Genomic DNA, 26,050 nt, shown 5'->3' on the forward strand with positions numbered 1-26,050 from the left:
GCCGAACACACCCCGTGCGAGGGTGGAGAACCAGCGATGTGCGGCTGGTGAGCGCTCCGGGTGACTCCCGGTCTGTGCAAGCTATTCGGCGCCCTCCGGCGAGGAGATTGGAATCCCGTACCCCGTTACCGCATCGTGACCAGCGCCGTCTTGATAGCCGATCGGCTACCGAGACGTCGACATGACCCGCGCGGTGTGCGTACGATCGGCGCTGTCGGCGCTTCCGTCGGCGGATTGGGAGTGTGTCTCCCGGGTGGGTGGGCTCCGTTCGTGGAGCTCTCATGGCTGTCGTCTATAAACGTCTCCTCGCAGATCGGCCCTTCGTCGCCGGTATCGGATCGGTTGCCCTCTCGGCTATTGCGCTCGGGATGATCCCCCTGTCGCTGATCCTCTCCTCCGGAACGTCCCTGGTCGGCGGAGCTTTCGCCGCTGGCGCGTTCGGTCTGGCGAACGCGGTGGGCGTCCCGGTGCAGGGGGCCCTGATGGCTCGGGTCAGTGCGCGTTGGGTCGTGGGTATCAGCGCATGTGTGAGCTGCGGCCTCATGCTCGCGGTCTCTGTAGCGCCGGTTTCGGCGGCGCTGGCGGTCCTCCTAGCTGGAGCCGGGGTGTCGTTTCCGGCCCTTGCTGCAGCACTCCGAGCGTCGATCCCGCGCTCGTTCTCCGAGCCGGGGGAACGCGCCGGCGCCTACGCGCTGCTCTCGGTCGCGTTCCAAGCGGGACTCGCGGTCGGGCCGGTGGTGGCGAGCCTTGTGGCGACCTCTGCCTGTCGACGTCTGAGTTTCGTGATCGTCGCGGCAGTGATCGTGTCTGCGGGGCTCCTGCTGGCGTTCTCGACGGGGGAAAGCGCTCCCGCGCGCTGTTCCGGGCCGCCCCTTGGAATGGCCGGCGTGGCGACGTTCGGCCGGGTCCTCGCGATCGGCGGGCTGGTGAGCATGGCGACTGGGTCGTTGACCGTCATCGTGCCGGCGGTCGCACAGGCGGTCGGGAGCCGAGGACTGGCGGGGCCGGTGTTGGCGGCGCTGGCGCTGGGTGAAGCGGTTGGTGCGCTGCTCGTGGGCGCCCGCCCGTTGCCCGGCAGTCGGCGGTCGCACCTGGTCGCTGCTCTGGCGCTGACCGCGAGCGGGTACGCGGCATTGGCGCTCGTTGCTGACCAGCTCGTGCTCGTGGCGGCCTTGGTGTTCATCGCCGGGGCGCTGTCGAGCCCGGTGGCGATCCTCCTATCCGCTTCGCTCGACGACGTCGTGCAGCCGGGGATGCTTGCGAGCGCGTACGGCTTGGTCGTCGTGGCTGCTGTCGGAGGCGCTGCACTCGGGACGAGTGTGGCCGGCCTCATCGTCGTTGGCTCGTCTGGCATCGCCGGCGCAGCTGCCATGTCGGCCACCACGATCGCGGTCGCCGCGGCACTTGCTATTCCCCGCATCAAACGTCCGCCGATGTCGCACTGAAGGATCGGCTATCGGACACTCGTGCGGTACAGCCGGGAAGCGTTGCGCGCCTCTGCGCGGCCGTCCTCGTTCAACACTCGTGTCGCGCATCGGCTTTGAACCCAGAAAGTGTGGTGACGCTCGGCGCGGACGGATGGCTCCAGTAATCGTCAGCGGCCGGGGTGGGCGCTTTTGGGGCGCCGCGACGCCATGTCTAGTCCGGGACGGTTCCGCTGGCGGCCGACCAGCCGACGCATACGGATCGGGGGCGCCTAGTAGTTGGTCAGGCCCGAGCGTCCCAGCCACCCATGTGAAGCGGACCTCGCCGGGTCGCGGGCAATGTCACATGCCTGGTAGAAAAGCAGAACCCCGGCCGTGTGATCTGACCAACAGGTGGCCTACAGGGACGGTTCCGGGGTGTTGACTCAACACTATACGCAGGTGGGGGAGCATGAGCAACCAGTCTTGGGCGTTCTTCGAGCGACACTTCGGACCGGATCGGTTGAAGCACTACCTCGCGGCCGCGGGTAACGACACGGCAAAGGCTGAGGCGCTGTACGAGTGGAACGTCGATGCTGCATCGGCGTTCTGGGGATCACTCGGGCACCTTGAGGTCGCGCTCCGCAACACGATTGATGAGCGTATGACGATCCGACATACGCGCCTGGGACGACCGAGCCACTGGATCTTCGACGACGACCATGAGTTCGGCCGACGGAATCCGCCGGCAAAACACAGGTACCCGTACGTCGATGTGGACACAGCGAAACGACGTGTGACGAAGAACCACAAGCCGGTCACCCCCAGCCAGGTGATCTCGGAGATCTCGTTCGGGTTCTGGCATCAGATGGTGTCGCAGGGCCAGATGGTCTTCTGGCCGGACATCGCCACTGGGTTCCCGCATGCCCCGGACCGCGCGCAAAGCACTGTGCGGGAACCGATCAGTCGGCTTCGTGACTTCCGGAACCGCATCGGTCACCACCATCGCATCTGGTCGGAGGATCTTCATGCTCGGTACGGCGACATCCTCACCGTTGCCGGCTACATCGCTCCCGACCTTCGGGCGTGGATCGATGCCCAGTCCGCTGTTCCGGGGGTACTCGGAACACGTCCGGTCTAGGCCGAGCGGTCTGGCGTAGGGAGCGGTTTATCGGGTGTCGGGTCGCCCCCGTGGTCTGTGTACCGCTGCGTTAGCCGTTGCCGCGCAGCGTGGCTGCAGCGGCGTGCATTGCTCGTTCGTTGCGTCGGCGGGTAATCCGGTAGAGCCAGTCGGGGATCTGTGGGGTGGTTCGACGGAGGTCGAAGAGCCGTTCTTGCCACACCAGAAGCTCCTGACCGTCGATCGCGGGTTGGTCCGGGGACAGGCGCAGGGCGATGGTCGCGGCGAGGTCGGAGCGGTCCCGGGCAGCTTTCCAGGTACTCACGAGGTACTCGCTGACGTCGAGAACCGCTGGCAAGACGGGGAACAGCGCGCCGAGGAGGAAGTCCGACAGGGTGATGTCTGTTACGGACGCCCAAACGATCAGGATGACGGTCCATAGGACCGCGACCGCAGCCCAGATGATGACCGTGGTGCGGATGAGCCGGCCGGTGTAGGAGGCGTTACTGCGCTGGGCGATCGCGACGGATACCGCACCGGCATCAGCCGGGTCGATCGGGTACCAGTCGAGCAGGTTCTCCTTCGCCGCGATCTGGTGCAGGCGGTCGTCCCTGCCGCTCAGGAGCGCTACTTCCTCGGGCTCTGGCCGTTCAGACCGGGTGATGGTTCTGGGCATGGCGAAGAGCATCTGGTCGAGCTCCTCCTGCACGCAGGCGGCTTTCACCATCGTGCGGGCCTCCAGTACCGTCAGGAGGGTTCGTCCAGCGAACAGCCACGCCCCGGTGATCGCGCCGATGACCACTGCTGCGCTCGGGACCAGCAACGCCACGAACGGGGCTGCGAGGCCGAGCACGAGCAGCCCGACCCATCGGATGCCCTGCCAGGCCTTGGCGCGCGTGTAGAGGCGCCGCTGCGCGATGAGTAGTCGGAGCGCGCCAGCCTCGTTCTGGCGTTGCTTGATGACGGCGCTCTCCGGCGGCGTGTACTCCGCGTGCGCCATGGGCATCAGACGCCGAGGAGCAGCTTCAGCTGCGCGATGGCGTTCACAGAATCCCCTGCCGCGTCGTACTCCTTCGCCTTGCGCGCCCGAGAGACTGCCGTGTCCAGCTTCGACAGCGCATCAGTGCGGGTGGAATCGGATGATGTTGCGGTGAACCGGGATCCCAGACCAGTCGGATCGTTCATGGCGGCGAGCTCGGCGTCGTGCATCTTCTTCAACGCCGCGTGTAGGTCCCAGACCGCGGAGTACGAGGACTCACCGTCGATGTGCTTCGCTGCGCGCATCTCGAGGTAGCAGGACGACACCGGCACGTTCCTCTGGTACTTCCAGATCTTGACCTGCCGAGCGAGCTTCTTCGCAGCGCCGTCGAACTTCTTGTTGACGGTGTTCACCCACGTGTTGTGGTCATCGGGGTGTGTCTTCATCCACCCGCCGGTGGGGTCTGGGATCGAGTAGCCGCTGTCCGTGATGTAGCCCGGGACGACTTCCACGTCACCGTCCGCGAACCGGCAAACCACCGCCGGTCGTCGGACGACGACCGTGGTGAACGGGAACCGCTCCTGCAGGGCGCTCTTGACATTGTTGAGGGCCGTCCAGGGAGACTCGGGCTTGGTTCCCTTCAGGGACACCAAGTAGTCGGCGTCGCTGTAGCTGCGGATGCCGGTGCCATGGCGGAGCGACCCGATCTCGAACATTCGGTAGACGCCGAGCTTTGCGTCGAGCTTGTTCTCGATCTCGGTCCGGTGCCGTCGTGCGCCGTCGAACTGCGTGGACGAGGGGATCCAGGCCCGGGTTGTGTCCTGGAGCCATGCGGAGGCCGTCTGTGTCACGAATGTCCTCGTCTCTAGTGTCGGTCAGCGCGGAAGCGCTAGTGACAATTATTCACCCAACGTCCGACATCTCCACAAAGCCCGCGGCGCGGGAGACGGTCACGGTGGGGGAGGGCTGTGCGGCCAGCGCTAGGGGGCGCTGGCCGCACGAGGTGCCGCGTATCCGGTTGGTGGTGGAGCTGCTACCGGGTGGGATCAGTCACCCGGTGGGACCCAGTTCGTGCCGCGGGTATACGCCCGGCTCAGGGAGCGCGCCGGAAGCATTCCAAGATCATTCGAACGCACCGCAGCATCGTTGTTGAACCGTCAGTAGGGAAGATCACTCCAAATCTCACCCGGTCGCGAGCGGTTGCGGAGCTCGGGCGTGAGTCAGGTGCGATCTCGCGATGCCGGCAGGGCGAATTCTGCTCACATCGCGCGCAAGCGGATCGGCTAACGGACTCGCGGTGACGGCCAAGGTTCGGCTATCCGCTTAGCCGAAAGGTGGTTCGGTGGAGTAATGGGTGATGCGATGGCGGACCGGATTGAGCGAGTGGCGGCGGACGCGATCCGTACCGGGTTCCAGGAGCAGGGGAGTGCGCAGGTCGCAGCTGGCGATCTCCGGCTGCCGCCCGAGCGGTGGCGTGCGCTTGCGCGCAAGGTCGGGCGTGAGGTCGGTCGCGGCGTGCAGACGCTGGAGTCGGGCGGTTCGGTGTGGGCGGTATTGCGGGACTGGCCACGCGATGAACGCGAGCAGGGTATCCACGACGCCGCGCTCCGCGCGGCGTCCGCCGCAGCCGTCCTGCATCCGCCGAAGGGCGGCCCGCGCCCGATCCTCTGAGGAGGGTGTGCGCGGGGCTGTGGCTCTCGACATCGACGCCTGATGGTGGGAAGTTATCCACAGGCCCTTCGGGGTGATCGGGAGGAGACAGGATGCGTTCGGATCAGCCCATCGAGTCGGCGTGGCCACAAGACATGGCGTTGGTGATCGAGGAGTTCCCCGCCCCGTTCATGCAGTTGCTCTATGTCCGTCACGCGTGGCGGATAGAGAACTGGATCCAGGTGCCGGCGCTGGACCCCGAACCGGCTGTCGGGTCGTCGGCGCGGCCGGCGTCCCTGTCGGCGGAGACCGCGGCAGCCCGGTGGGAGGCGGCGTGGAAGCAGAACTTCTACTGGTACCACCGGCCGCTACCTGGCTCGAGCACCGAGGAGTTCGACCTCGCGGAGCACTTCGGGTACACGGGTCCGTCGTGGTGGTTCACGGAGTACGGCACGGACGGTATCGACGTCGCCGCGTACGACGCGTGGACGAAGCAGCTCGAGGCGTTGAAGACCACGCATGTGTTCCAGACGCCGGAACGGGTCGCTGTCGACTCGGTCGCGGCGGCATGGCGGAAGGGGCTGCGGAGCATCTTCGTGATGCCGTTCGCGACGTCGGATGGCGCGGAGTGGAACGGGGTCAGTTCGGTGACGGTGGGCGCGCGAACGCGGTTGGACCCGGACCGGTATCCAACCGCGTTCACCTATCAGCCGGCGTGAGTGCTCACCAGGTGTCGAACGGGCCGCCGGAGTAGCAGACGTCTCCGTCGACGAGGATTGCGTACGAGCCGAGGGTGACCTGCGCGTCACCGCCGCTGCCGGAGTACGCGATCGTCGCCGTCTGCGGCTGCCCGGTCCAGCTGGGGCTGCTGTTCAGGCCGGAGAAGTTGAACACGTGTGCGATCTTCCCCGTTGCGGCGGGGACAGCGTTGACGTGCCAGTTCTGCGAGACCGAGGTCAGGCGGACCTTGTAGCTGGTAAACACGGTCACCTTCGCGGGGCTCGTGTAGTACGCGGTGACTGTGGAGGAGCCGCAGTCGCCGGAGACGGTGTTGAGTACGTGCACACCGGTCGGCTTGGAAGCGGCGACGAGCGCTTTCGCGTCGTCGGTGACGGGTACGGAGCTCTGGGTGCCGTCGGCGGCGGTGACGATCTTGAAGCCGTGCGCTTCGGCGACCTTCGCGTCGTAGCCCTTCGACACCATCGGGGCAGTCGAGGTGACCACCTTGGGTGCGGTGTCGGCCAGCGCGGGGGCGCCTGCGCCGAGTGCTCCGAGCGCGACGACTGCTGCTCCTGCAGCGGCCAATGGGCGCCATGAACGATGAGTCATTGCTGTTCCCTTCAGCAAGAATCCGGGCCGCGCGGCGGAGATGCCGGACTGCTACCGGAGCCGGAGCGTGTCCGACGGGGACAGGTCTACGCCCTGGTAGGCCGCACCGATAGGGCGCAATGACGTTCCGTCACGAAATCATCCTCTGGGAGGAGGAGGAAACTGCCCACCAAAGTGCGGCGAACGGGGCACACAGCGAGGTATGCCCTGACGTCGCTGCGTTGCGCAGGCCTTCGGAGGAGTCGTGGCAATCTTGTCGATATCGGCTGCTCAAGGTGGATGCGTACGGGCAGAGTGGTGTTCTTCCCGGCTGGCACACCAATCACGCAGTCGGAGCTCGCGGACGCCGTCAGTCGGTTCGCTGGGGGTGGACTGGCCGTTCTGCTGAACGTCCCCCGCTTGAGGTACAGTCCTGCCAACAAGGGAGGACCGGATGGTGAATGCGATTGTCAGTGCCGCCGTGTGGGTGGTTCTGAACACGTTGATCGTATTGGGGGCGCTGTGGCTGTGGAACCGTCGAGGCGACCGCTCCGCGCGCCAAGCCCAGCGTCTGGTTCTCTTGACCAGCCTTGCGATGATCTTCCTTGGACTGCTGCCCCTGTATGAGCACCCGGTGCTGTTGCAGCGAGCGTTCTTGTTCGCGTTCACACTCGGCCTAGTCGGAGCTGTCTTCGGCGTCATCCTGGACGTGCGTGAACGAATGGAGGCTCGCCGCCGGCGGAGGGACGCTCTCTTGCGTGGCTACCCCACGGTCCCAACGTACGTCGGCGGTTGGGGAGCGTTCTGGATCGGGATGGCCACGTACTTCATCGCGGGGCTCGTTCTCCTCGCCGCGGCGTCCGCGCTGTCGTGGGTAAGCGCGGTAGCGGCGGTGGCCGACGGATCGCCGGAACGGTGGCACACCCTCACCTCCGACAACTTGATCACGTTGGCGTGCGTCGCGCTTGTCATCAGCATCGTTGTTGGTGTTGCTGTCTGGGCGCGCGGCGTTGTTCGCAGGCGTTACTGGGCGGACTTGACCGCCGGCATCGAGTACCGAGAAGCGGCCGCGGGCGAGCGAGCTGTACAGCAGCTGCGCGGCGAGGCCGTGCAGTAGCGTCACGGCGCGCCCGCTGACGCGGTCAGCATTGATCGTCTATCGGGACGGGAAATCGCGCGCTTGGACCCCTCGACCTCCTACCCTGACGGGATGGACTCCTGGATGATCGAGGCTCAACTTCCGGACCACCCTGTGACACTCATCGTCATCAGCGCGTACGGGTTGGTGGATCATGTCGCTCCATTCGACTCGCCCTTGAAGATCGCGCACGACATCGACGGATTCAACGACGTTGGGACCGAAGGGTTCCCTTTTGATCCGCCCACTGTGCCCATCTTCGAGGCGACCGAGGGGGGACGGGATGTTTCGGGTATGGAGCTGCAGTTCAGAGCGTCGGCCTCCACCCCGATCAGGTCGAGCGCCGTGGTCCTCAACATCACGTACGTCCCAGACTTCACGATGCCGACAGCTGCCGAGGAGTCGCTGGCGCAGGCACGCATCGACTCAATGGAGCAGTACCAGAAAAGCACTGACGGTCCGCAGCCGGGCGACGATGTACCGGTCGCGGTGACCGTTCGGCAAGTGCAGAAGATCGCAGCCATCATCGATGCTGCCCGGCAGGGCCAGGCGGCGTATGCGGACCTGCTCGACAAGGTGACCTGGTTCCTCACGGTCGCGGCTCTGGAAGCGAACCCGCACATCGACGCTCGACACAGCCGGTCGGCGGCGGAACTTTGGGCGGAGCTCGATGTTTCGGTGCCGTGGCCACTCCATGGTCCGCCGCGTTCCCAGCCGGACATCGACTCGTGACGTATCAGGGCTAGCACCGAAGCGATGCACGGCGTAGCCTGCTGCTCGGATTCGGTTTGAGCTTGCTCCTGGGTCCTCGGCTCGCCGTCCGTTCGCGGTGAGGTCGCGGCGACGGTGCCGGACCAGTGGGGCATTGGCACCGTCGCAGCGATCGACACCAGAGTCGGCCGCTGCGCGGCTGCGCCCTGTCTCCGCTGCGCTGCGCAGGCCATCGAATGGGCCGTGGATGGTGTCCGACGTCGGCCGTCTGTGCTCGAGGTGGCCGGTAGTGGGGAGGGGGTGTGCCCTGTTCATCGGGTTACGCTCCGCGGGTGGACGATGAGCTCGAGGCGTTGCGGTGGCTGACCGTGGACGAGCTCGCGGCCGCGCGTCGACGAGCGATTAAGGCGTGGAATCTTCTGGACCGCTCGGCGCCGGACTACGCGCAGCGGCAGGCGGCGTTGCAGCGGGAGTTGTTGAAGATCCGGCTGGTGCAGGACGAGCGGCGGTCATGACGCGCACTGTTCGAACATACGTTCGAACACGTGGGATCATGGCCCGATGTCGAAGAATCGCCGCTACGGGACTGACGTCTCACGTGCGGCGATCAACGAGTTCCTGACCCGGCCAGCGCCGGTGACACTGACCCCTGAGGAGATCGGCTCCGGGCCCGTCCAGGACGGGGCGGGGGAGAGCGTCGACGTGTGGTTGCGGTTCGTGGAGATCCGCGACCAGGAGCGCGCCGTGGTGCTCGCGTACACGGACCGCGCCGTGCAGGTCGAGGTCACCCGTCGGGACGGGTCGACGTACCGGGTGTGGGTATGGCGGGGCGCGGTCACGACGCCGGGACGTGACCGGTGACGGCCGCGCCGGTAGAGGAGCACCGGTGGTCACCGCCGTCGCATCCAGATCCGCCAGAGGACCAGCCCCTCGGCGTCGACGCGCCGGCGTCGTCGACGCCCGTCGACGGGTACCCGGCGGTGCATGTGCCGGTGCGGTTCACGAAGACGCCGGGGGAGCAGCGCTGCCCTGGGCTCGTCGAGCGTGACGCCGGCGCGGTCGTCACGTGCAGCTGGTGCACATGGGGTTCGTGCACCACGTTTGGATCCCGCGCGAGCACGTCACCAGGCGCACTCTCCGGCTTTGCACCGGCTCAGCAGCCTCATAGCGCGACGGCGCGACTTGCTAGGCGCTCTAGGGATACCGTTGATGTGCGCTCGAGCTGTTCCCCCCAACGCCTCGAGCGTTGCTACTTGGACTGTTCCCCCCAACGGTCCGGGCAGCCGGCCCCGGCTCTGCATCCCCCGCAGGCTGGGGCCGCTTCATGCCTGGAGTAGCGCGTCGACGGTGTCCCGCAGCTCGAGGTGAAAGACCTCAGCGGGCCGCCGTGCCGGCGGACTGTTCTGGTCTAAGCTGCCCCGCCTTCGGCGGACTGTCCGACTGAGGGGAACCGGCTTCGCCGGCCAGTGCTGGTCGAACCCTGCGGGTTCGTTGTTTGCCCGTGAAGCCTGCGGCGATTGTACGGTCGGCTCTCTCCGTGCAACCCGCTCCGCTTCGGCCCGCACGCGGAAACTTCCTTCCCCCGCTGCGCTCCTCCAGGAACTTTCCGGAGCGTTCCGGCTCCGGGGTTGCACTCCGATCCCCTCCCTGATCGGCACTTCGTGCCTTCACGGGCAAACAACGAAAGGGAAGGAAGAACGACATGAAGTTGATGGGTATCCGAGCAACCGCGGATGGTCGCGTGGACGGCGCTGTGGTGAACGTGGGGGAGTCGATCCTCGCGGGCCTGCAGGAGCAGATCGGGTGCGGCGCGGTGGACGTGGTCCGCCTGTCGAACCAGATCGAGGCGTGGGTCGATGACGACGGCGCGTACGTCGCCGACGTCAACCCGCTGGCGACCGTCGCCGCGGTGATCCTGGGTCGGCCGCGGCACGCGGCCCCGCTGTACGGGTCGGTGGTGTTCCTCACCGCGGACCGGGCCGGGGACGTCCGGTCGCTGTCACCGGATCAGTACAAGGCGGTCATGGCTGCGTTCGAGCACGCAGCCGCGGCGCTCGACCGAGCCGAAGCCCTGACCGCGGCGCTCCACCAGTAACACACCAGCAGCACCCATAGAAAAGACCGGGTGCGGAATCCCTGACAAGGACTAGTTGCCAGGACCTGCACCCGGTCACTACCGGAAAGCGTAGCAAGACAATGAGCATTGCAGAACACATCACCGTCACCCACCTGACGGACCAGCCCGACACGACCACCGACGCCAACATCATCGAGGCCCCTGCCGAGGCGGCTCCCGCCGCGACCGGCGTGGACCTGGTGCACGTCCCCGCGGGGGACGTGGTGATCGAGGACAACGTCCGCACCGCGGCCGACCTCGACCCCGCGTTCCTGGCGTCCGTGAAGCGTCACGGTGTGCTCCTGCCGACCATCGGCTACCGGAACGCTGACGGGGCCGTGGTGGTCCGCGACGGCCAGATGCGCGTCCTCGCCGCCCGCGAGGCCGGACGCAACGTCCCGGTGTTCGTCACCGAGCGCGGCGACGGTGCCGCGGCGCGGATCGCGGAGCAGTTGGTCGCGAACGAGCGCCGTACCGCCTTGACGGACGGTGACCGGCTCGCTGCCTACCGCCAGTTGGAAATCGAAGGCCTGTCGGTCACCGCGATCGCCCGCGAGACGGGCACGAAGCGGGACACCGTCAAGCAGACGTTGGCGGTGGCGAAGTCGGACGCCGCGGCGACCGCGGTCGCTTCCGGTCAGGCGACGTTCACGCAGGCGTTGATCTTGGCCGAGTTCGACGGCGACGCCGAAGCGATCACGGAACTGACCGGGTGGATCGAGGAAGGCTACGACGACGACGAGTTGACTCACGTCGCCGCGCGGCTGCGCCGCGATCGGGAACGCGCCGCCGCGGTGGCCACCCTCACCGCGGAGTTGACTGCCGCGGGCAAGCGGGTCGTGACCGATGAGGACGACTACGAAGTCCTCTCCCGGTTCACGAACGCTGGTGACGACGTGACCGACTACGACGAGCGGACCCCGATTACCGAGGACGAGCACGCCGAGTGCCCCGGCGCGGCGTTCGAGGTGATGCAGTACGGCGACGTCGTCGCCCGCCCGGTGTGCACCACCCCGACCGTCCACGCCCGCCGCAGCCCGGCGTACGTCCCGGCCGGTACCGCCGCCCAGGCGGAACCGGTGTCGGACGAGGACGCCGCCGCCGAAGCGGAGGTCCGCAAGGCCGAACGACGCGAACTGATCGCGAACAACAAAGCGTGGGACGCCGCGGAGGACGTGCGCCGCGAGTGGGTCACCGGCCTGTTGCAGCGCAAGAACGCGCCGAAGGACGCCGCCCGGTTCCTCGGCCTGGCGCTCACCCGACACGCCACCACCCGGTACAGCAACGGCGTGGTCAGCGTCCGGAGCCTGCTCGGGATCGAGAAGTCCGGGTGGGAGCCGGAGGTCATGGGCGCATGGGTCGAGCAGCACCCCACCAAGGGCATGCACGTGGCTCTCGCGGTCGTGATCGCCGGGTTCGAGAACACGGCAGACCGGAACTGGTGGCGGTACCCGAACGAGCACAGCCGCGGCTACCTCACCCAGTTGGCCGCATGGGGGTACCCGCTGAGCCACGTCGAGCAGTTGGCCGCAGACATCCAGCCCGCCACCGACCAGCCCGACACCGACGGGGCCGACGCCGAGCCGGAGGACGGCGAGGACACGGCCACCGAGTAGGTGACACGGCGTGAGGGTCGCAGCCAGCTGCCCTCACGCCCACCCCGCCCCGGTTCGTGTCCCACCTGGCCCCGAACATGTCCCATCGGTCCGTCTGGGTGTTCGTGGGCTGCGTCCCGGCTGCGCCGTGACTCGAAGGGGCTTCGCCCCCTCGAAGCTCCCCGGAGCCGCTCGACGGAGCTCGCGGCTGTCACCGCCTCCGGCGGGCCAGGGGAGCATCCGAGGTGTTGGGCCCGCCGCTCGAGCTGCGGTCGTCGACGTCGACCTGGAGGCTGTCCGCGAACCCGGCGAACAGCCACTCGAGCGAATCGTCCGGATGAGGTGTGCGATCGTCCATGCCCGACCACGGTCGACGCCGCGCCCTCCGTCGCGACTCAGGTTCGCGCCGGCGGGACCGGGCCGAGCAGCGTCGCGGGGTCCTCGCTACGCGCGGCCGCGTCGTACTTGTCCCATGACTCCAGCTGCAGCGGCGACGATTCGATGCCGGCCTCACGGGCGGCCTGGATCTCGGCGCCGTACATGTCGCGCATCTCCTCGGCGTGCTTGCGCAGTGGTGCCATGACGTCCCCCCTCGGGTCGGAGTGCAGCACCGACGATGCGCCCCCCAGGGCGGTGCGCCACATCGTCGATGCGCTCGCATGATTCTGCCTCACGTTATGGCCTGCGCGGTCTACCTCGTCTACCCCACAGCAGGGGCCAGTCCCGCTCAGTGCTTCCGGCCGGGGGCCGGGAGTCGCCTTCGGCTCCGAGGGGAACCGGGCTCCGCCCGGCACTGTGAGGCCCTTCGGGCCGTTGTTTTGCCGTGAAGCCTTCGGCAGCGTACGTCCGTCCGGGCTCCGCGCAAGCGGCAAGCCGCCGGCTCCTCCGAGATTTTCGGCACGCGGTCGCTTCGCTCCCTTATTTCGCGCCGAAATTCTCTCCCCCACCGCCCTCCGGGTTGCACTCCGCCCTCCCCTCCTAGCGGCGACAAGTCGCCTTCACGGCAAAACAACGAGAGAGAGAGGAAGAGCACATGCGCTACCAGATCGAAACCATTCGGACCGTGGTCAGCAAGGCCGACGACGCGACCGAGACGAGGACGGCAGCCCTGCGCGAGCGGGACGCGGAACTCAAGACCGCGGCGTCGCTGGGGTGGACGCTCGCGAACACCGCCGTTCTGGAGGGCGTGGAGATCGCAACGTTCGTCGACACGATCACCTACACGCCGCCCGCGGAGTGACCCAGAGCGGGAGGGGACGAACCGTAATCGCCCCCTCCCGTCTCCCATCCTCACCGATCGAGACCCCGGAGGTACAGACCATGACCACCACCACCGCGAAGCGCACCGGCAAGACCCGCCGCCCCGCCGTGACCCCGGAGCAGCGGAAGGAGCAGGCGGCCACGCTGCACGAGTCCATCGCAACCCAGGTGGAGGCGCTGCGCGACTCCGACCGGTGGACCGCGTTCCTGCAGTTCGCGTCCGCGTTCCACGCCTACAGCCTCAACAACGTGTTGTTGATCCTCAGCCAGCGCTCCGACGCCGAGCGCGTCGCCGGGTTCCGGAAGTGGCAGGCCCTCGGCCGCCAGGTGCGCAAGGGGGAGAAGGCGCTCCGCATCTTCGGCTACAGCACCAAGAAGGTGACCGAGCAGGACGAGAACGGCGACGACGTCGAGAAGCGTTACCCCCGGTTCCCCATCCTGCCCGTGTTCGACATCGCCCAGACGGACCCGATCGACCCGGACGCTGACGACCCGTCGACGCTCACCGCGCCGCTGACCGGTGCGGATGACCACGGCGTGATCGACGCGCTGACCGCGCACCTGGTCGCGGACGGGTGGACCGTCGAGCACACCGAGCCGGGGCAGCACCGCAACGGCTTCACCGACCCGGAGGCCCGTCGCGTCGTCATCGGCTCGCACCTGTCGCCGGAGCACGCGGCGAAGACGCTGATTCACGAGCTCGCGCACATCGTCCTTGGCCACACCGACGACCTGACCGAGTACGCCGAGCACCGCGGCCTCATGGAGACGGAGGCCGAGAGCGTCGCGTACGTCGTCGCCGGACTCGTCGGGTTCGACACCGCCGCCTACTCGGTCGGCTACGTCGCCGGATGGTCCGACGCGGACGCCGACCTGATCCGTTCCACCGCCGCCCGCGTCCTCAAGGCGGCGCACCAGGTCGCCGCGATCCTCACGCCCGACGACGACGACGAGGCCGCGGCCGAGTGAGACGGGCCGCGCCGCCGATAGCGACGGCGGCGCGGCCCGTAACCCGCGGCCCCGGACCAGAGGCCGACCCGTGAACTCTACGAAGGAGCACCGCATGATCATCACCTACGAACGCCCCACCGACCTCCACGAGGAACAGACCGACCCGGACGCCCCGGCCGCGGACATGGCACCCGGCGCCGACGTCGACCCGCGCGTGCCCGTGTGCGGTGCGACGACGCACGACGTCGCCGGGGCGCACTGGACGTGCACCCGGCCGCCGCAGCACGACGACGACGAACACCGCGCCGTGTTCGACCGGTACCACGGCGGACCCGTCGGCCAGGTCGCGATCGCATGGGCCTACGACTGGGGCGGAGCCGGACATGGGCCGTCCTCCACCGAGCCCATGACGACCGTCACGGTGACGGTGCGGTTCCCGTCGACGGCGTGGACGAACGAGCAGCTACCCGAGTCGATCGCTGACCAGGTGCGCATGGCGTTCTGGGAGTGTGACCACGACGACGTCGAGGTCACCACCACGGCGACGAGCACTCCCCGCGCCCAGGCCGGGTGCACGCCGGCGGGCGGCCGTGGGGCGTGGCCGGCCTCCGGCCGTCCGTGGAGGCGGCCCGCCCCCACACCCCTGGCGCGCCTTCGGCGCTGATGGAACCGGCGACGGAACGCCGGCCCTGCCGGGTCTGCGGCCCGCGTTTATTTACCGTGAAGCCTTCGGCAGCATACGGACGTCCAGGCTCCGCGCAACTGGCTTTCGCGGCATATCCTCCCTTGCTCCGCTTCGCTCCACTCGGTCCGGTATTCCACGACCAGTTGCACTCCACCTTCCCGTCCTAGCGGCGACAAGTCGCCTTCACGGCAAAAAACGAGAGGGAGAGAAAGAACAATGACAAACAACACTATTACCGCCTCCGATGCCATGCAGCAGATCGCAGCGTTGGAAACAGAATGGGCGACAGCCGACATGAACGCCGAACGGTTGGTCGACATGTACGACGACCCGCACGCCGGCGACCACCTCCGCCAGCGGCAGGCCCAGATTCGGCACCAGATCGCGGAACTCGCTGTCCGCGCAGGCATCGGCTACGAGGACGACGGCCCGGAGCGCTGACCGTCCCACGGATGGTGAACCCCGCCGGGACGAGCGACGTGGGAAGTGCGCTGCACGCTATGCCTGTCGGGTACCGGTGCGCGTAAATAGGGTTTCATGCGCCCGGGGATTACCAGCCCTCTCGCTGTTATATATGCCCCAGCCGTACGTTCGTAAACGTCATGCCCTGGTGCCAGATAATGCGTATGCAATGACCTGACAGTAGGTGTGCTGCCCGGTAGAAAATACCGTAGAAAAGGCCGGGAAAAGGGTTCCTATATAGCCCCCGGCGTTATAGAATAGACGCATGCAACGGGGAAGGGGTCCCCGGCATCACAAACTTTACGAAAAGGTGATTTCGATGAGCATCACGGTTTACACCAAGTCCGGGTTCTGCGGCATGTGCAAGGCCACGGAGCGTGCTCTCGCATCCGCCGGCATCGAGTACACCGAGCTGCACCTCGAAGACGTCGACCAGGCGCAGATCGAGGAGTGGAAGACCACCCTCGGGATGAACGCCCCCATCGTCGTCACCGACACCGAGACAGGCTCCTGGAGCGGGTTCCGCCCCGACAAGATCGACGCCGTCGCCGCGCTCATCGAGACGGGGAAGGCCGCGTGATGACGATGACGCTCGAACGCCCGACCACCGTCCGACCCGACCTGATCCAGCCGGAGACCCGCGCAGCCGTCGACGAGCTCTACGCCGGCGACACCGTCACCGCGTTCCGCGCGATCGACGCCGCTACCGCGGACCCGACCGAGGACGTCCGCACGTGGGAACTCGACGACCAGCAGCGCCAGGTCTACGAAGCGGGGTTCATGATGGGCTACCAGCTCGTCGCCCCGGCCCTCGCCGCCGAGGTCATGGAGCTGCGAGCCCGCCTCGAGCAGGCCGAGCACGACGCGGACCGGTATTACGCCGAGATGTGCCGCCGACCCCCGGCACGCGACCACGCCACCATCGAGGAGTTCCTCGCCGCGCAGAAGCACCGCGGCGCCGAGGCCGCTGCCAAGCGCGCCGCGCAGATCCGGGCGGAGATCGGCGGGAGCGCGGCCGACCAGTGGGACACACCGGCCGAGACTCAGGCAACGGCGGCGCGACCGTTCCAGTTCGCCGGCAACCGCGCCTAGAAAGGGAGCCACCATGGACGGACTCAACAGCGGCCCTACCCGGCCGCCCCTGCACATCTTTGACACTCTCGGACAAGGGTGCGTTGTCGTGGCTATCGCTGCGGCCGTCATCGCTCTCGTGGGCGTGATCGTGTGGTTCCGCGTGCCTGCTGCACGCCACAGCCCGATCATCGTGCGACTGTGGCTCGTCTGCGCAGGTGTCGGTTTCTTCGCGATCGTCTTCGCGATTCTGCTGCTCGCCTGACCACCCAACCACCCCGCGCGCTGACAGCGCTTGGTAGAATCGACCCAGAGCAGGGGAGTCCCCATGAGCATCAACACTGAGCACAACACCGCCCGCACGATCGACGTGGAGCAGGAGATGGCGCTGGTCGAGAAGGGCCAGCAGCTCGCCGGCCACTTCCCGAACGCGGAAGCGCTCGGCCGTGCCCGGCGCATCCTCGAGGGGACGTTGTCGCCGGAGGACGCGCGCGCGGAGGTCGCAGCGAAGCACGGGTTTCCGCTCCGCAAGCGCTGAGCGTCGACGTCCTGCGGGGGAGCGGATGAGCGTCGACGACAAGTACACCTACCCCGGCAGCGGCGGGGTGCTAATCAACGCCGCCGGCTACCGGACGCACCGTGAACTCGACGAGGCGATGAACGACGTCGCTTCGATCACGATGGCCGAGGTCCGCTCCGAACCGGTCCCGGACCGTCCCGGCTATGACTACCTGCAGAGCATCCACGAGCGCATGTTCGGCGACCTGGTGCCGGGCATCGCCGGACGGCTCCGCGACGTCGACGTGCAGGCCACCGGGACGGGGATCCCGTACTGCCGGCCGGAGTACATCGACGCGAACCTGTCGACGTTGTTCGGGAAGCTCGAGCGGGAGGACTACCTCGCCGGCCTCGACGCGGACACGTTCGCGGACCGCCTCGCGGACCGGTGGGGGGGAGTTGTCGGCGATCCATCCCTACCGGGACGGCAACACCAGATCGCAGAGCACCTACGTGGGCGCGATCGCGGAACGCGCCGGCCACCCGATCGACTGGGAACGTGTCGACGTCGACGAGCTCCGCACCGCAAGACTCCACGCTGTCGCCGGCAACGACCGTCCCCTCGCGGACTACCTCCGCACACACCTGGTGAGCGCCCACGTCGATGCCGCACGCGACGGTCGCGAACTCGGAGCATTCGAGCGTGAAGACCTCGAGATGATGCGCGACGCCGGCGTCGACCTCGACGCCGCATCCCGTGCGCCCAGCACCGACCTATCGAGTCGTCTGGAGCAGTGGCCGTCACTGCCCGAGCAGTCCCGCGGCAGCGACCTCGAACGGTAACCAAGGAGCCCGACATGACCGACCGCACCGACGACCTGATCGTGCAGGACAACTACGACCTCGCCGTGGCTCTCGCCACGGCACTGCGCGACGCCCGGTCCGCCGGCGACCCCCAGTGGGAGCGGACCCTCGCCGCAACACTCGCGCAGACGGCGCACCACCTCGCGTTGACAGCCGGCCCAGGCCAAGAGGTCATGCCCGCGATCACGCATCTGAACGGGTACCCGGACCCCACCGCGATCCGGACCCTGCTCCGCCGATGACTCCCGGACCGCAGCCCACGTCCGCCGCCGAGCGCTTCTGGACGCACGTCGTCAAGGGACCGGGAGCGTCGGACTGTTGGATCTGGACTGGCGCGATCGGCGACGACGGATACGGCCGGTTCTGGGTGCCACAGCCCGACGGCGGGCAGCGCGCCATGCGACCCCAGCGGTGGCTGTTCGAGCACCTGACGGGCATCGCACTGCACCCGCGGGTGCTGCTGCTGCACGCGTGCGACGTGCCGTTGTGTGTGCACGTCGACGTCGACCAAGCGGCGTCGCACCTGGCGCCCGGTACGCACCGCGGGAACATGCTCGAGCGTGTTCAGCGCGGCCGCCACCGCAACGCCTCGACCGCACTCCGCATCGCGGGCCTGCCGCGGTCGGAACGGGTCCGGCTCTCGCGTGAGCTCCGCCAGGCGTTCCGCGACCACGGGTGGGACGCGGCCGCGGTGCGCGCTTGCCGAACGGGGATCGCGACGGGCACTCCGACGTTGTTCTGACGAGCACTGTCGGACGCCGGCGGTACGGTCACCGGCAACCACGAAGGAGACAGGACTATGACGAACTACGGACCGATCGGGTGGGTACCCGCTCCGCAGCCGGCGCAACGGGTGAGGTCGAAGGTTGCGGGGACGCGGCTGTCGCGCTGGAGCGTGTTCCTCGGCATCCAGTCGGTGGTGTTTGGGTTCCTCCTGCCGATCCCGATCCTCGCGGCTGTGTTCGGCATCGTGGCTCTCTGCCGTGGCACGGCGATCCCCGGTCGTGCGACCGTCGGGATCGTGTTCGGCTGGTCGGGTCTGACGTTCTGGGGCGGCGCAATCGCAATCGCCATCTGGTCGATGCACGTCAACTACATCTAACGGCCACAGCACACACCACGGCCCTCGATCACTCATCCAAGTGATCGAGGGCCGTGTCACGTGTAAGAGACGCTACCGCGCCCGATCCGGAACGGGCGCCCACACTCGGAGCACTCGCTGTCGTCGCGGGTGAAGGCCGCTTCGCATGTCGGGCACCGTTCGATTTCCATCGGTTCTCCGGTGCTGCGCCAGTCGCTCGGGAGATACATCAGCGTGTGCCGGCAGCGCGGGCAGTACCGTGCCTCATCGTCGAACTCACCGAAGCACCACGGGCACACGTCTGGCTACGCCGCGACCGACTCGTGGGTGCCGCCCTGCGCGTCGTCGACGTCTGCGGTCTGGGGCTCGCCTACTGCCTCTCCTGTGTCCACGTCGGCGGTTGGCGCCGCCTTCGGCTTGCTCCGCTTCACATCGCGCACGGACAGGCCCAGTCGTTCGGCGACCTCGTCGCGAGTGACCTTCGTGTCGAGCATCCGCCCGACGATCTCCTGCGCGCGTGCTTCCGCCTCCGTGACTGCGGCGGCGGCTTCGTCGCGGATTTTGTGGATGCGCGTCTCGGCGTCATCGTTGATCGCATCGACCGCGTCAACGGTGACGAAGTACTCCGCCGCGAGCTCTTCGAGCTGTTCCTGCCTGCGGCGGAACTGTGCTGCTTGCTCTACCGCTCGCTCACGCGCAGCTTTACGTGCTGCGGCCTGCTTCCCCGACGTCCGAACCTGAGTCATGTCACTCCCCAATCCCTAACGGCCACCACCCGCCTGAACCGGGCGGCACCTGCCTATCAGCGGTGCCCTGCGGCGCTTCTGTTGTCGCCCAGTGTAGCTCGCACCTGCGGCGCGGCCTGTGACAGTTATCGACCCGGATGCGGACGGCCCGACGCTCCTCGTTCCTCGTCGCTGGCCGCCGCTCCCAGTCTCCACCTGTCTACCGCGCTCGGATCTCCGCCGATTCCGCTCCGCTCCACCGACTCCGACCCTCCCGGCCACGCCTCCCTCCCTTCAGCCTGCGCTCGTTCCTCGCTCCAGCCTCCGGTCATCAACGCGTCACACCTCAGGCATTACAAATGAATGAGGTAGAGTCGCCCCATGCAGACCGTCAGCAGCCGGCACCGCGGCTGGGATGGACTGCGGTCGGTGACACGTCCCCGAGGCGGTGACCGCGGATGATGACGATGCACGTTCTCTCCGCCGGTGACGGGTACACGTACTACACGTCCGAGGTCGCCACTGGCGACGCACGGCGTGACCACGACCGTGAGCTCGGGGACTACTACACCGCCGACGGGAACCCTCCGGGACGGTGGATGGGCGGCGGCGCCGCCGTCCTCGGCGTCTCCGGGACCGTCACCGAAGAGCAGATGAAGGCGCTGTTCGGTGAGGGGCTGCACCCCGACGCGGACCGCATCATTGCCGAAGCCCTGCAGGCCGGCAGGAGCGGCAAGGAGGCCCAGGGGGCGGCGAAGCTCGGCCGGTCCTACTACGTCTACAAGGCCGACGAGAACAGCCTGCAGGGACACATCCAGGCCGGATACGCGACCTTCCAGCGCATTCAGGGACACGAGCCCAACACCGAGGAACGCCGCCTCATCCGCTCCCGCGAGGGCGCCCAGGCGTTCCGAGACGCGAAGGGCCGCGAACCCGCCGACAAGGAAGAACTCGGCCGCTACATCACCGCCGCAACGCGGCCCGACCAGCAGGCCGTCGCGGGGTTCGACCTGGTGTGCTCACCCGCGAAGAGCGTTTCTGTTCTCTGGGCACTCGGTGACGACGAGACCCGGAGGGCCATCGAGCGGGCGCAGGATCGCGCCGTCGCATCGACGATCGCCTACCTCGAGCGGGAAGCCCTTGCCACCCGCGCGGGGACGAACGGTGTCGAGCAGATCGAGGTCAACGGTGGTGTCGCGGTGACGGCGTTCCGGCATTTCGAGTCCCGCAACGGCGACCCGCAGCTGCACGACCACCTCGTGGTCGCGAACAAGGTGCAGGGCTCCGACGGCAAGTGGCGCACCATCGACTCCAAGCTGCTACACCGCATGAACGTCCCCATCTCCGAGTACTACAACGCAGCCATCATGTCCGAGGTCACGAAGGCCCTCGACGTCACCACAGAGGCCCGCACCGTGTCCGCCGGCAAGCGCCCCGTGATGGAGATCGCCGGCGTCGACACCGACCTGCTCGAGACGTTCTCCTCCCGCTCCGCGTCGATCCGCGAGCAGGTGGAACGCCTCACCGCGGAGTACCAGCGCGACCATGGACGCGCCCCGGACACGAAGGCGCAGATCCGCATCGCCCAGCAGGCGACGTTGGAGACGCGTCCGCAGAAGGAGCACGGACGGTCCCCGCAGGCAACCCACGACGACGCCGTTGCCCGCGTCGGCCAGGAGCGTGCCGACCAGGTCCTCCCCGCCGCGCGGCGCGTCGCGGAGACTCGCGCACGTGACGGGTTCGGTGTCCCGACCGTCGACGTCGACGAGCGGGCGAGCCTCGTCCTGGCCGCGGTTGAGGAGCGGTACTCCGTGTGGGGTGCCGGCGTCATCGAGGCCGAGGCCCGCCGACAGCTCGCGCAGATTATCCCGGATCAGGACGTCGCCGAGCCCCTCGTGCAGCAGGTCGCCAAGACCGCCCTGCACGGGTCGATCTCGCTCACGCCGCCGTCCCCGCACGGTGCGTTCAAGCCGCTGACCCGCTCGACCGGCGAGTCGGTGTTCGAGCACAAGGGCAAGACCGTCTACACCTCCGGTGCCATCCTCGCGGCCGAGGACCGCCTCCTCGACGCCGCTCGCACCCGCACGATGGCGTCCGTGTCGATCGACGTGTTCGAGCGCGTCGCGGCCGCCTACGACGGTCCCCTCGACCAGGGGCAGCGGGATCTCGCGAAGGCGTTCGCGACGTCCGACCGGCAGCTGCTGATGGGGATCGGTCCCGCCGGCGCGGGCAAGACCACCGCACTCAAGCTCGCCAACGACGCGCTGGAGTCAGGCGGTGTGCGCATGATCGGCCTCGCCCCGTCTGCCCCTGCCGCATCCGTCCTCTCGGACGCGGTCGGCATCGAAGCAACCACGATCCACGGCTTCATCGTCGCCCACCAGCAGGATGAGGTCGCCGAGAAGTACGCGCTCAAGCCCGGCGACGTGATCGTGGTCGACGAAGCCGGCATGGCCGGTACGTTCCGCCTCGACGACGTCCAGGCGATCGCGAACCAGTACGGCGCCGTGGTCCGCGGGATCGGTGACGACCGGCAGCTGTCCGCTGTCGAGGCCGGCGGCGTGCTGCGGCTCATCGACCGCGAGGTGGGGTCCGTGCAGCTTGAGCACGTCCACCGTTTCGGTGACGCAGGCGAAGCCGAAGCGTCCCTCCGGCTCCGCGACCCGATGCGAGCCGGCGACCCGTTCGCCTGGTACCAGGACAACGGCCGTGTCGTCGGCGGCGACAGCGAACGGATGACCGCCGCGGTGTTCGAGGGCTGGCAGCACGACACCCTCACCGGCACCCGGTCCCTCATGCTCGCCCCGACGGCCACTGCCGTCGCGGACCTCAACGCGCGTGCGCAGGCGTTCCGGATCTCCACCGGCGACGTCGACACCAGCCGTTCCGTCCCGCTGCGCGACGGGCTCGCCGCGCACGTCGGCGACACCATCGTCACCCGCCGCAACGAGTCCGATCTGCGGATCCAGGGCGGCCGCGACCGGGTCAAGAACGGCGACCTGTGGTCTGTCACCGGGATCCGCGACGACGGCGCCCTCGACGTGGCCCACGCCGAGTCCGGCGCCGTGATCCAGCTCCCCGCCGGCTACGTCAGCCGTCACGTCGAGGTGGGCTACGCCCGCACCATCAGCCGCTCCCAGGGCCTCACCACCGAGCGCACCCACGTTCTCGGCGACGCGACCATGAGCCGCGAGGACGCCTACACCGCCCTCTCCCGCGGCAAGGAGAGCAACCGGCTCTACCTGGCCCTCGACGACGCCGCGACCGTCCCCGACGCCCTCGAGCAGATCGCCGCCCGCTCGGAGCGGATGCTGTCCGCTCACGAGACGATCCGCCTTGAGCAGGACCGCGTCGAGGACCTGGTGACGTTGATCGACCAGCACGCCGACGTCGCCGTGCACGCCGACGAGCTCCGCGCCGGCGCAGTCGTCACCACAGCCCTCGGCGCCGAGCTCGCCACGTCGCTCGAGGCGCAGGAGTCGTGGGGTGCCCTCGCCGCGTCGCTCCGCCACGCGGAGGACTACGGCCACGACCCGATCGCAACGCTGCGAGACGCGTACAAGCAGCGAGAGCTCGGCACCGCCGACGACGTCCCCGCGGTGCTGCACTGGCGCATCGAGAAGGCCCTCGAGGGGATCGGTCAGCCGATCGTCCGCGTCGTCGACCGGGAGCCCGTCGACGGCGTTCCCGCGTGGATCGCCGACGGCCGCCGCCACCAGGACGAGCTCCTGCCCGCCGAGTGGCGTGACCACCTCGCTGAGCGGCACCACTACATCGGCGTCCGCCTCAAGGAGCGCGGCGCAGCCCTCGCCGTTGAGCAGCCGGCGTGGACGCAGGATCTCGGACGACTCCCGTCGGAGCCGTGGCGCATGTTCGACTGGCACCGCACCGCGGCCGAGGTCGACGTGCTCCGCACGAAGTACCGCATCGACCCGTCCGAACCGCAGGCGATCCCCGACAAGCTCCGCGGCAACCCCGTCGCCGACTACCTGCAGGAGCGCGTGACCGCGTTACACAAGGCTGCGGCCCTGTCGACCGCACCCGAGGTCACCGAGTCCACTCGGGCGCACTACGCGGCGTCGGCTGCCGAGCGGTCAACATCGGCCCGTACCGCGCTCCGCGCTGCGGCCGAGCGCGCACAGCAGTCCGCATCGAGCGCTGTGAAAACCGCGCCCGATGGCGTTACTGAAACCCGTACCGAGACCGCCACGGAGGCCGCTCCGCAGCAGTCCCCGGCCGAAGCCGCACCCGCGACGTCGGCCGGCACCGGGACCACTCCAGTGGCCTCGGCGCCGCCCACCGTTACGCAGGAAGGAACCACCATGAGCGACCCCCTCGACGAGACCCTTGACCACCTCGGTCGGCATGCTGGCCGCGCCGGGCAGACGATCACCTCCGAAGTTGCCCGTCAGATCCAGCGGGCCAATGACGACCGACGCCGGGCCCTGCTCGACGCTCAGCGCAAGGCCGAACGCGACCAGGAGCAGGCAACGCGCGACGCCCAGCGCAAGGCCAATCGAGACCGTGAGCAGGTCGCACGTGAAGCGGCGAAGGAGAAGGAGCGCACCGACCGGCTCGCTGCCCTCTACGGGACTGCGAGCTCGAGCGAGACGTCCGCTCCCGCCAATACCGCCGCCGCCGGCGGCGAGCCCACCGAGCCCGCCGCCGGCACCCGAGCCGAGCGGGAGCGTCGCCTGCTTGAGGGCGCCGGCTTCGACCCCGACAAGCGCGCGACCTCAGAAGAGATCAAAGCTCGCGAGGAAGAACGCCGCACTGAGCACCGCGACACCACGCGTACTCGAGGTGACGAGGGCTTGGAACGCTGAGCGACAGTAGAAGGCGCACGACCACCTGACTGAGCGGACGACTTGGGAGAACACGCGATATCGCACCATCCCGCGGTCGAACGGCTCCACCGGGTTGGTATCTCGCTGACTACTTCGCGGGCGGTGGTATCGGTCTAGGACGCCTTCAGGAGGGCCAGGAGAGGGCGACTGCGACGCTGTTGAATAGAACGTGCGCCAGGATGGCCCCGCCGACGCGGCCGGTTATGGCAACGAGTGTCCCCGTCAGCAGGCCGAGCACGAACGTCGTCACGAAGATCTCGAATCCCGCGACCGACGATGTAGTCGTCGTGATCGCCAGGTGCGCCAGCGCGAACGCCAACGTGGTCGCCAGTACAGCGAGGAACCGCGTGCGCGGCGTCAGCTCGGACGATAGTCGGCGCTGCATTACCCCGCGGAACACGATCTCCTCGAGCACCGGACTGACCAGGCACACCCCGATCGCCGAGACCACGAGCAGCACCACATCCGGCGTGCCAAGGGTCACCTGCGGCGTCAACCCGGTCGTGCCGAAGAACGTGACGGACAGCACCGCATCGAGTCCGCGGCACACGATGACGATGCCGATCGCCGCGACTACGTCGGCCCACCCGAGCCCGAGTCGCCGTACGAGCACCGTCGGTGACGACCTGCGGAGCACCCACCCGACGCCGAGCGCGAGCGGTCCCCACACGGCAAGGTCGGCTGCGAGCATCTGTGTGACCGGGGACGGCAGGCCCCCAGTCCGGGCGACGCTACCGACGATCCGGGACAGCAGCACGGCGACCAGGAGCGCGATCATGATGACCAGCAGGTCCCGCACGGCCGAGGAAGGGCGGGCGGCGGTGGGCGCGTCCGGTTCGGGCTGCATGTCGCCACCGTACGGGACGAGGCCCAGCGTCGCCGGCCAGCCTCCCGCGCGCACTGCGGCTACCTTTGCACGTGAGTCGACATGCGCATCGACAGCAGGGGATGGCAGATGGCACGCGGGACGCAGATCGATCTTCCGTTGCGGAAGTGGCTGTTCCAAGACTGGGGCGTCAATGCCTGGAATTCCCGGTTCGTGCTCTTCAACTTCCGGGCGACGCAGTACCTCTACGCTCGAGCGGGTCTGCTCGGACGGCTCTGGGCGATCGGCTACCGCCTCGTGACGTCGCTGGTGCTCACGGTCGAACTCCCGCCTGAACTCAGTGCGGGTCCGAGGCTGCGTAGCTTCCATCCGCACGGGATAGTCATCCACGGAGCAGCAGTGCTCGGCGCCGACTGCCTCCTGCGACAGAACGTGACGATCGGGGCCATCACCCGCCGCAACGGGCAGGACACAGCCGCGCCGACGATCGGGAGCGGTGTCGAGTTTGGCGCGAACTGCGTTGTCGTCGGGAAGACGAGGATCGGAGATCGCGCGCGGATCGCGGCCCTCGCGCTCGTGACCGTCGACGTGCCAGAGGGTGCGACCGCTTCTGGGAATCCCGCTTCCGTGCGGGCGTAGGAGGAAGGCGACGCCTCCGCGGGTCCTCAACCGTCTCGAACTTCCTCAGGTCCAGCGGTCGACCCACTGGTGTGGGCGAGGTCAGCAGTCCTCCTCGGTGTGGCAGTATTTCCCTGCCGAA

The 26,050-nt window shown here is 68.1% G+C and carries 31 protein-coding genes; 24 read left to right on the forward strand and 7 right to left on the reverse strand.

The features are described from left to right. Positions 1-281 precede the first annotated feature (281 nt). Both FS532_RS17525 and FS532_RS17530 read left to right on the forward strand, forming a co-directional pair. The gene (locus FS532_RS17525) at positions 282-1,445 is read left to right on the forward strand and encodes an MFS transporter (RefSeq protein ID WP_144757139.1); all 1,164 of its coding nucleotides are present in this window, start codon (positions 282-284) and stop codon (positions 1,443-1,445) included. A gap of 430 nt (positions 1,446-1,875) precedes the next feature. Then, complete coding sequence (locus tag FS532_RS17530) at positions 1,876-2,544, forward strand: Abi family protein (RefSeq protein ID WP_144757141.1); 669 nt, start codon at positions 1,876-1,878, stop codon at positions 2,542-2,544. Between the two features lie 70 nt (positions 2,545-2,614). On the opposite strand, the gene FS532_RS17535 is transcribed toward FS532_RS17530, so the two are convergent. After that, positions 2,615-3,523, reverse strand: coding sequence for an S-4TM family putative pore-forming effector (locus tag FS532_RS17535; protein ID WP_144757143.1), 909 nt, complete (start codon positions 3,521-3,523; stop codon positions 2,615-2,617). A gap of 5 nt (positions 3,524-3,528) precedes the next feature. Continuing rightward, on the reverse strand, positions 3,529-4,353 hold the full coding sequence (locus FS532_RS17540; RefSeq protein WP_144757145.1) for an SMODS domain-containing nucleotidyltransferase: 825 nt from the start codon (positions 4,351-4,353) through the stop codon (positions 3,529-3,531). Positions 4,354-4,852: 499 nt separating this feature from the next. Here FS532_RS17540 and FS532_RS17545 point away from each other — a divergent pair, with 499 nt between their 5' ends. After that, positions 4,853-5,173, forward strand: a complete 321-nt coding sequence (locus FS532_RS17545) for a hypothetical protein (RefSeq protein WP_144757147.1) — start codon at positions 4,853-4,855, stop codon at positions 5,171-5,173. Positions 5,174-5,307: 134 nt separating this feature from the next. Then, positions 5,308-5,871: a hypothetical protein gene (locus FS532_RS17550; RefSeq protein ID WP_144757149.1), complete on the forward strand. Its 564-nt coding sequence runs from the start codon at positions 5,308-5,310 to the stop codon at positions 5,869-5,871. Positions 5,872-5,875: 4 nt separating this feature from the next. On the opposite strand, the gene FS532_RS17555 is transcribed toward FS532_RS17550, so the two are convergent. Further along, entirely contained in the window at positions 5,876-6,481 is a 606-nt protein-coding gene (locus FS532_RS17555) for a hypothetical protein (protein WP_144757151.1), read from the reverse strand. Positions 6,482-6,914: 433 nt separating this feature from the next. Here FS532_RS17555 and FS532_RS17560 point away from each other — a divergent pair, with 433 nt between their 5' ends. The 6 genes from FS532_RS17560 to FS532_RS18815 all read left to right on the forward strand — a co-directional run bounded on the left by FS532_RS17560 (position 6,915) and on the right by FS532_RS18815 (position 12,041). Beyond that, positions 6,915-7,577: a hypothetical protein gene (locus tag FS532_RS17560; protein WP_144757153.1), complete on the forward strand. Its 663-nt coding sequence runs from the start codon at positions 6,915-6,917 to the stop codon at positions 7,575-7,577. 93 nt (positions 7,578-7,670) lie between these two features. Further along, positions 7,671-8,330, forward strand: a complete 660-nt coding sequence (locus tag FS532_RS17565) for a hypothetical protein (RefSeq protein WP_144757155.1) — start codon at positions 7,671-7,673, stop codon at positions 8,328-8,330. Positions 8,331-8,641: 311 nt separating this feature from the next. Continuing rightward, positions 8,642-8,824: a hypothetical protein gene (locus FS532_RS17570; RefSeq protein WP_144757157.1), complete on the forward strand. Its 183-nt coding sequence runs from the start codon at positions 8,642-8,644 to the stop codon at positions 8,822-8,824. Between the two features lie 46 nt (positions 8,825-8,870). Beyond that, complete coding sequence (locus FS532_RS17575) at positions 8,871-9,170, forward strand: hypothetical protein (protein ID WP_144757159.1); 300 nt, start codon at positions 8,871-8,873, stop codon at positions 9,168-9,170. Between the two features lie 841 nt (positions 9,171-10,011). Next, entirely contained in the window at positions 10,012-10,404 is a 393-nt protein-coding gene (locus FS532_RS17580; RefSeq protein ID WP_144757161.1) for a DUF3846 domain-containing protein, read from the forward strand. 101 nt (positions 10,405-10,505) lie between these two features. After that, positions 10,506-12,041, forward strand: a complete 1,536-nt coding sequence (locus FS532_RS18815; RefSeq protein WP_186322122.1) for a ParB/RepB/Spo0J family partition protein — start codon at positions 10,506-10,508, stop codon at positions 12,039-12,041. Between the two features lie 374 nt (positions 12,042-12,415). On the opposite strand, the gene FS532_RS17590 is transcribed toward FS532_RS18815, so the two are convergent. Then, on the reverse strand, positions 12,416-12,601 hold the full coding sequence (locus tag FS532_RS17590) for a hypothetical protein (protein ID WP_144757163.1): 186 nt from the start codon (positions 12,599-12,601) through the stop codon (positions 12,416-12,418). Positions 12,602-13,053: 452 nt separating this feature from the next. On the opposite strand from FS532_RS17590, the gene FS532_RS17595 reads away from it, so the two are divergent. The 12 genes from FS532_RS17595 (at position 13,054) to FS532_RS17650 (ending at position 18,913) form a co-directional block, all read left to right on the forward strand. Further along, positions 13,054-13,260, forward strand: coding sequence for a hypothetical protein (locus tag FS532_RS17595; RefSeq protein ID WP_144757165.1), 207 nt, complete (start codon positions 13,054-13,056; stop codon positions 13,258-13,260). An 80-nt stretch (positions 13,261-13,340) separates the two neighbouring features. Continuing rightward, entirely contained in the window at positions 13,341-14,249 is a 909-nt protein-coding gene (locus tag FS532_RS17600; protein WP_144757167.1) for an ArdC-like ssDNA-binding domain-containing protein, read from the forward strand. A 94-nt stretch (positions 14,250-14,343) separates the two neighbouring features. After that, positions 14,344-14,895, forward strand: coding sequence for a hypothetical protein (locus FS532_RS17605; RefSeq protein WP_144757169.1), 552 nt, complete (start codon positions 14,344-14,346; stop codon positions 14,893-14,895). 270 nt (positions 14,896-15,165) lie between these two features. Next, entirely contained in the window at positions 15,166-15,357 is a 192-nt protein-coding gene (locus FS532_RS17610) for a hypothetical protein (protein WP_144757171.1), read from the forward strand. Positions 15,358-15,697: 340 nt separating this feature from the next. Then, positions 15,698-15,958 (forward strand): glutaredoxin domain-containing protein, encoded by a 261-nt coding sequence (locus tag FS532_RS17615; RefSeq protein ID WP_144757174.1) that lies wholly within the window; start codon positions 15,698-15,700, stop codon positions 15,956-15,958. Then, positions 15,958-16,470, forward strand: coding sequence for a hypothetical protein (locus FS532_RS17620; protein ID WP_144757176.1), 513 nt, complete (start codon positions 15,958-15,960; stop codon positions 16,468-16,470). Before FS532_RS17615 ends, FS532_RS17620 begins: the two co-directional genes overlap by 1 nt. 13 nt (positions 16,471-16,483) lie before the next feature. After that, the gene (locus FS532_RS17625) at positions 16,484-16,714 is read left to right on the forward strand and encodes a hypothetical protein (RefSeq protein ID WP_144757178.1); all 231 of its coding nucleotides are present in this window, start codon (positions 16,484-16,486) and stop codon (positions 16,712-16,714) included. Positions 16,715-16,777: 63 nt separating this feature from the next. Continuing rightward, a complete protein-coding gene (locus tag FS532_RS17630; protein WP_144757180.1) occupies positions 16,778-16,987 on the forward strand; it encodes a hypothetical protein in 210 nt (69 codons plus the stop codon). Positions 16,988-17,406: 419 nt separating this feature from the next. Next, complete coding sequence (locus FS532_RS19100; protein ID WP_260852804.1) at positions 17,407-17,790, forward strand: hypothetical protein; 384 nt, start codon at positions 17,407-17,409, stop codon at positions 17,788-17,790. Between the two features lie 14 nt (positions 17,791-17,804). Then, positions 17,805-18,053, forward strand: coding sequence for a hypothetical protein (locus tag FS532_RS17640; RefSeq protein WP_144757182.1), 249 nt, complete (start codon positions 17,805-17,807; stop codon positions 18,051-18,053). After that, the gene (locus FS532_RS17645; protein WP_144757184.1) at positions 18,050-18,553 is read left to right on the forward strand and encodes a hypothetical protein; all 504 of its coding nucleotides are present in this window, start codon (positions 18,050-18,052) and stop codon (positions 18,551-18,553) included. Before FS532_RS17640 ends, FS532_RS17645 begins: the two co-directional genes overlap by 4 nt. Positions 18,554-18,610: 57 nt before the next feature. Then, complete coding sequence (locus FS532_RS17650; protein ID WP_144757186.1) at positions 18,611-18,913, forward strand: hypothetical protein; 303 nt, start codon at positions 18,611-18,613, stop codon at positions 18,911-18,913. A 56-nt stretch (positions 18,914-18,969) separates the two neighbouring features. Here the strand turns inward: FS532_RS17650 and FS532_RS19185 are convergent, their stop codons facing one another. Both FS532_RS19185 and FS532_RS17660 read right to left on the reverse strand, forming a co-directional pair. Then, entirely contained in the window at positions 18,970-19,191 is a 222-nt protein-coding gene (locus tag FS532_RS19185; RefSeq protein ID WP_144757188.1) for a double zinc ribbon domain-containing protein, read from the reverse strand. A 6-nt stretch (positions 19,192-19,197) separates the two neighbouring features. After that, the gene (locus FS532_RS17660; RefSeq protein ID WP_144757190.1) at positions 19,198-19,638 is read right to left on the reverse strand and encodes a hypothetical protein; all 441 of its coding nucleotides are present in this window, start codon (positions 19,636-19,638) and stop codon (positions 19,198-19,200) included. Positions 19,639-20,084: 446 nt separating this feature from the next. Here FS532_RS17660 and mobF point away from each other — a divergent pair, with 446 nt between their 5' ends. After that, a complete protein-coding gene (gene mobF, locus FS532_RS17665) occupies positions 20,085-24,443 on the forward strand; it encodes a MobF family relaxase (RefSeq protein WP_260852805.1) in 4,359 nt (1,452 codons plus the stop codon). Between the two features lie 145 nt (positions 24,444-24,588). Here the strand turns inward: mobF and FS532_RS18820 are convergent, their stop codons facing one another. Continuing rightward, positions 24,589-25,311, reverse strand: a complete 723-nt coding sequence (locus FS532_RS18820; RefSeq protein ID WP_186322123.1) for a CPBP family intramembrane glutamic endopeptidase — start codon at positions 25,309-25,311, stop codon at positions 24,589-24,591. An 81-nt stretch (positions 25,312-25,392) separates the two neighbouring features. On the opposite strand from FS532_RS18820, the gene FS532_RS18825 reads away from it, so the two are divergent. Next, positions 25,393-25,929, forward strand: a complete 537-nt coding sequence (locus tag FS532_RS18825; protein ID WP_186322124.1) for a serine acetyltransferase — start codon at positions 25,393-25,395, stop codon at positions 25,927-25,929. The last annotated feature ends 121 nt before the right edge of the window (positions 25,930-26,050 follow it).

The sequence above is a fragment of the Curtobacterium pusillum genome (assembly GCF_007673235.1).
Taxonomy (GTDB): Bacteria; Actinomycetota; Actinomycetes; order Actinomycetales; family Microbacteriaceae; genus Curtobacterium; species Curtobacterium pusillum_C.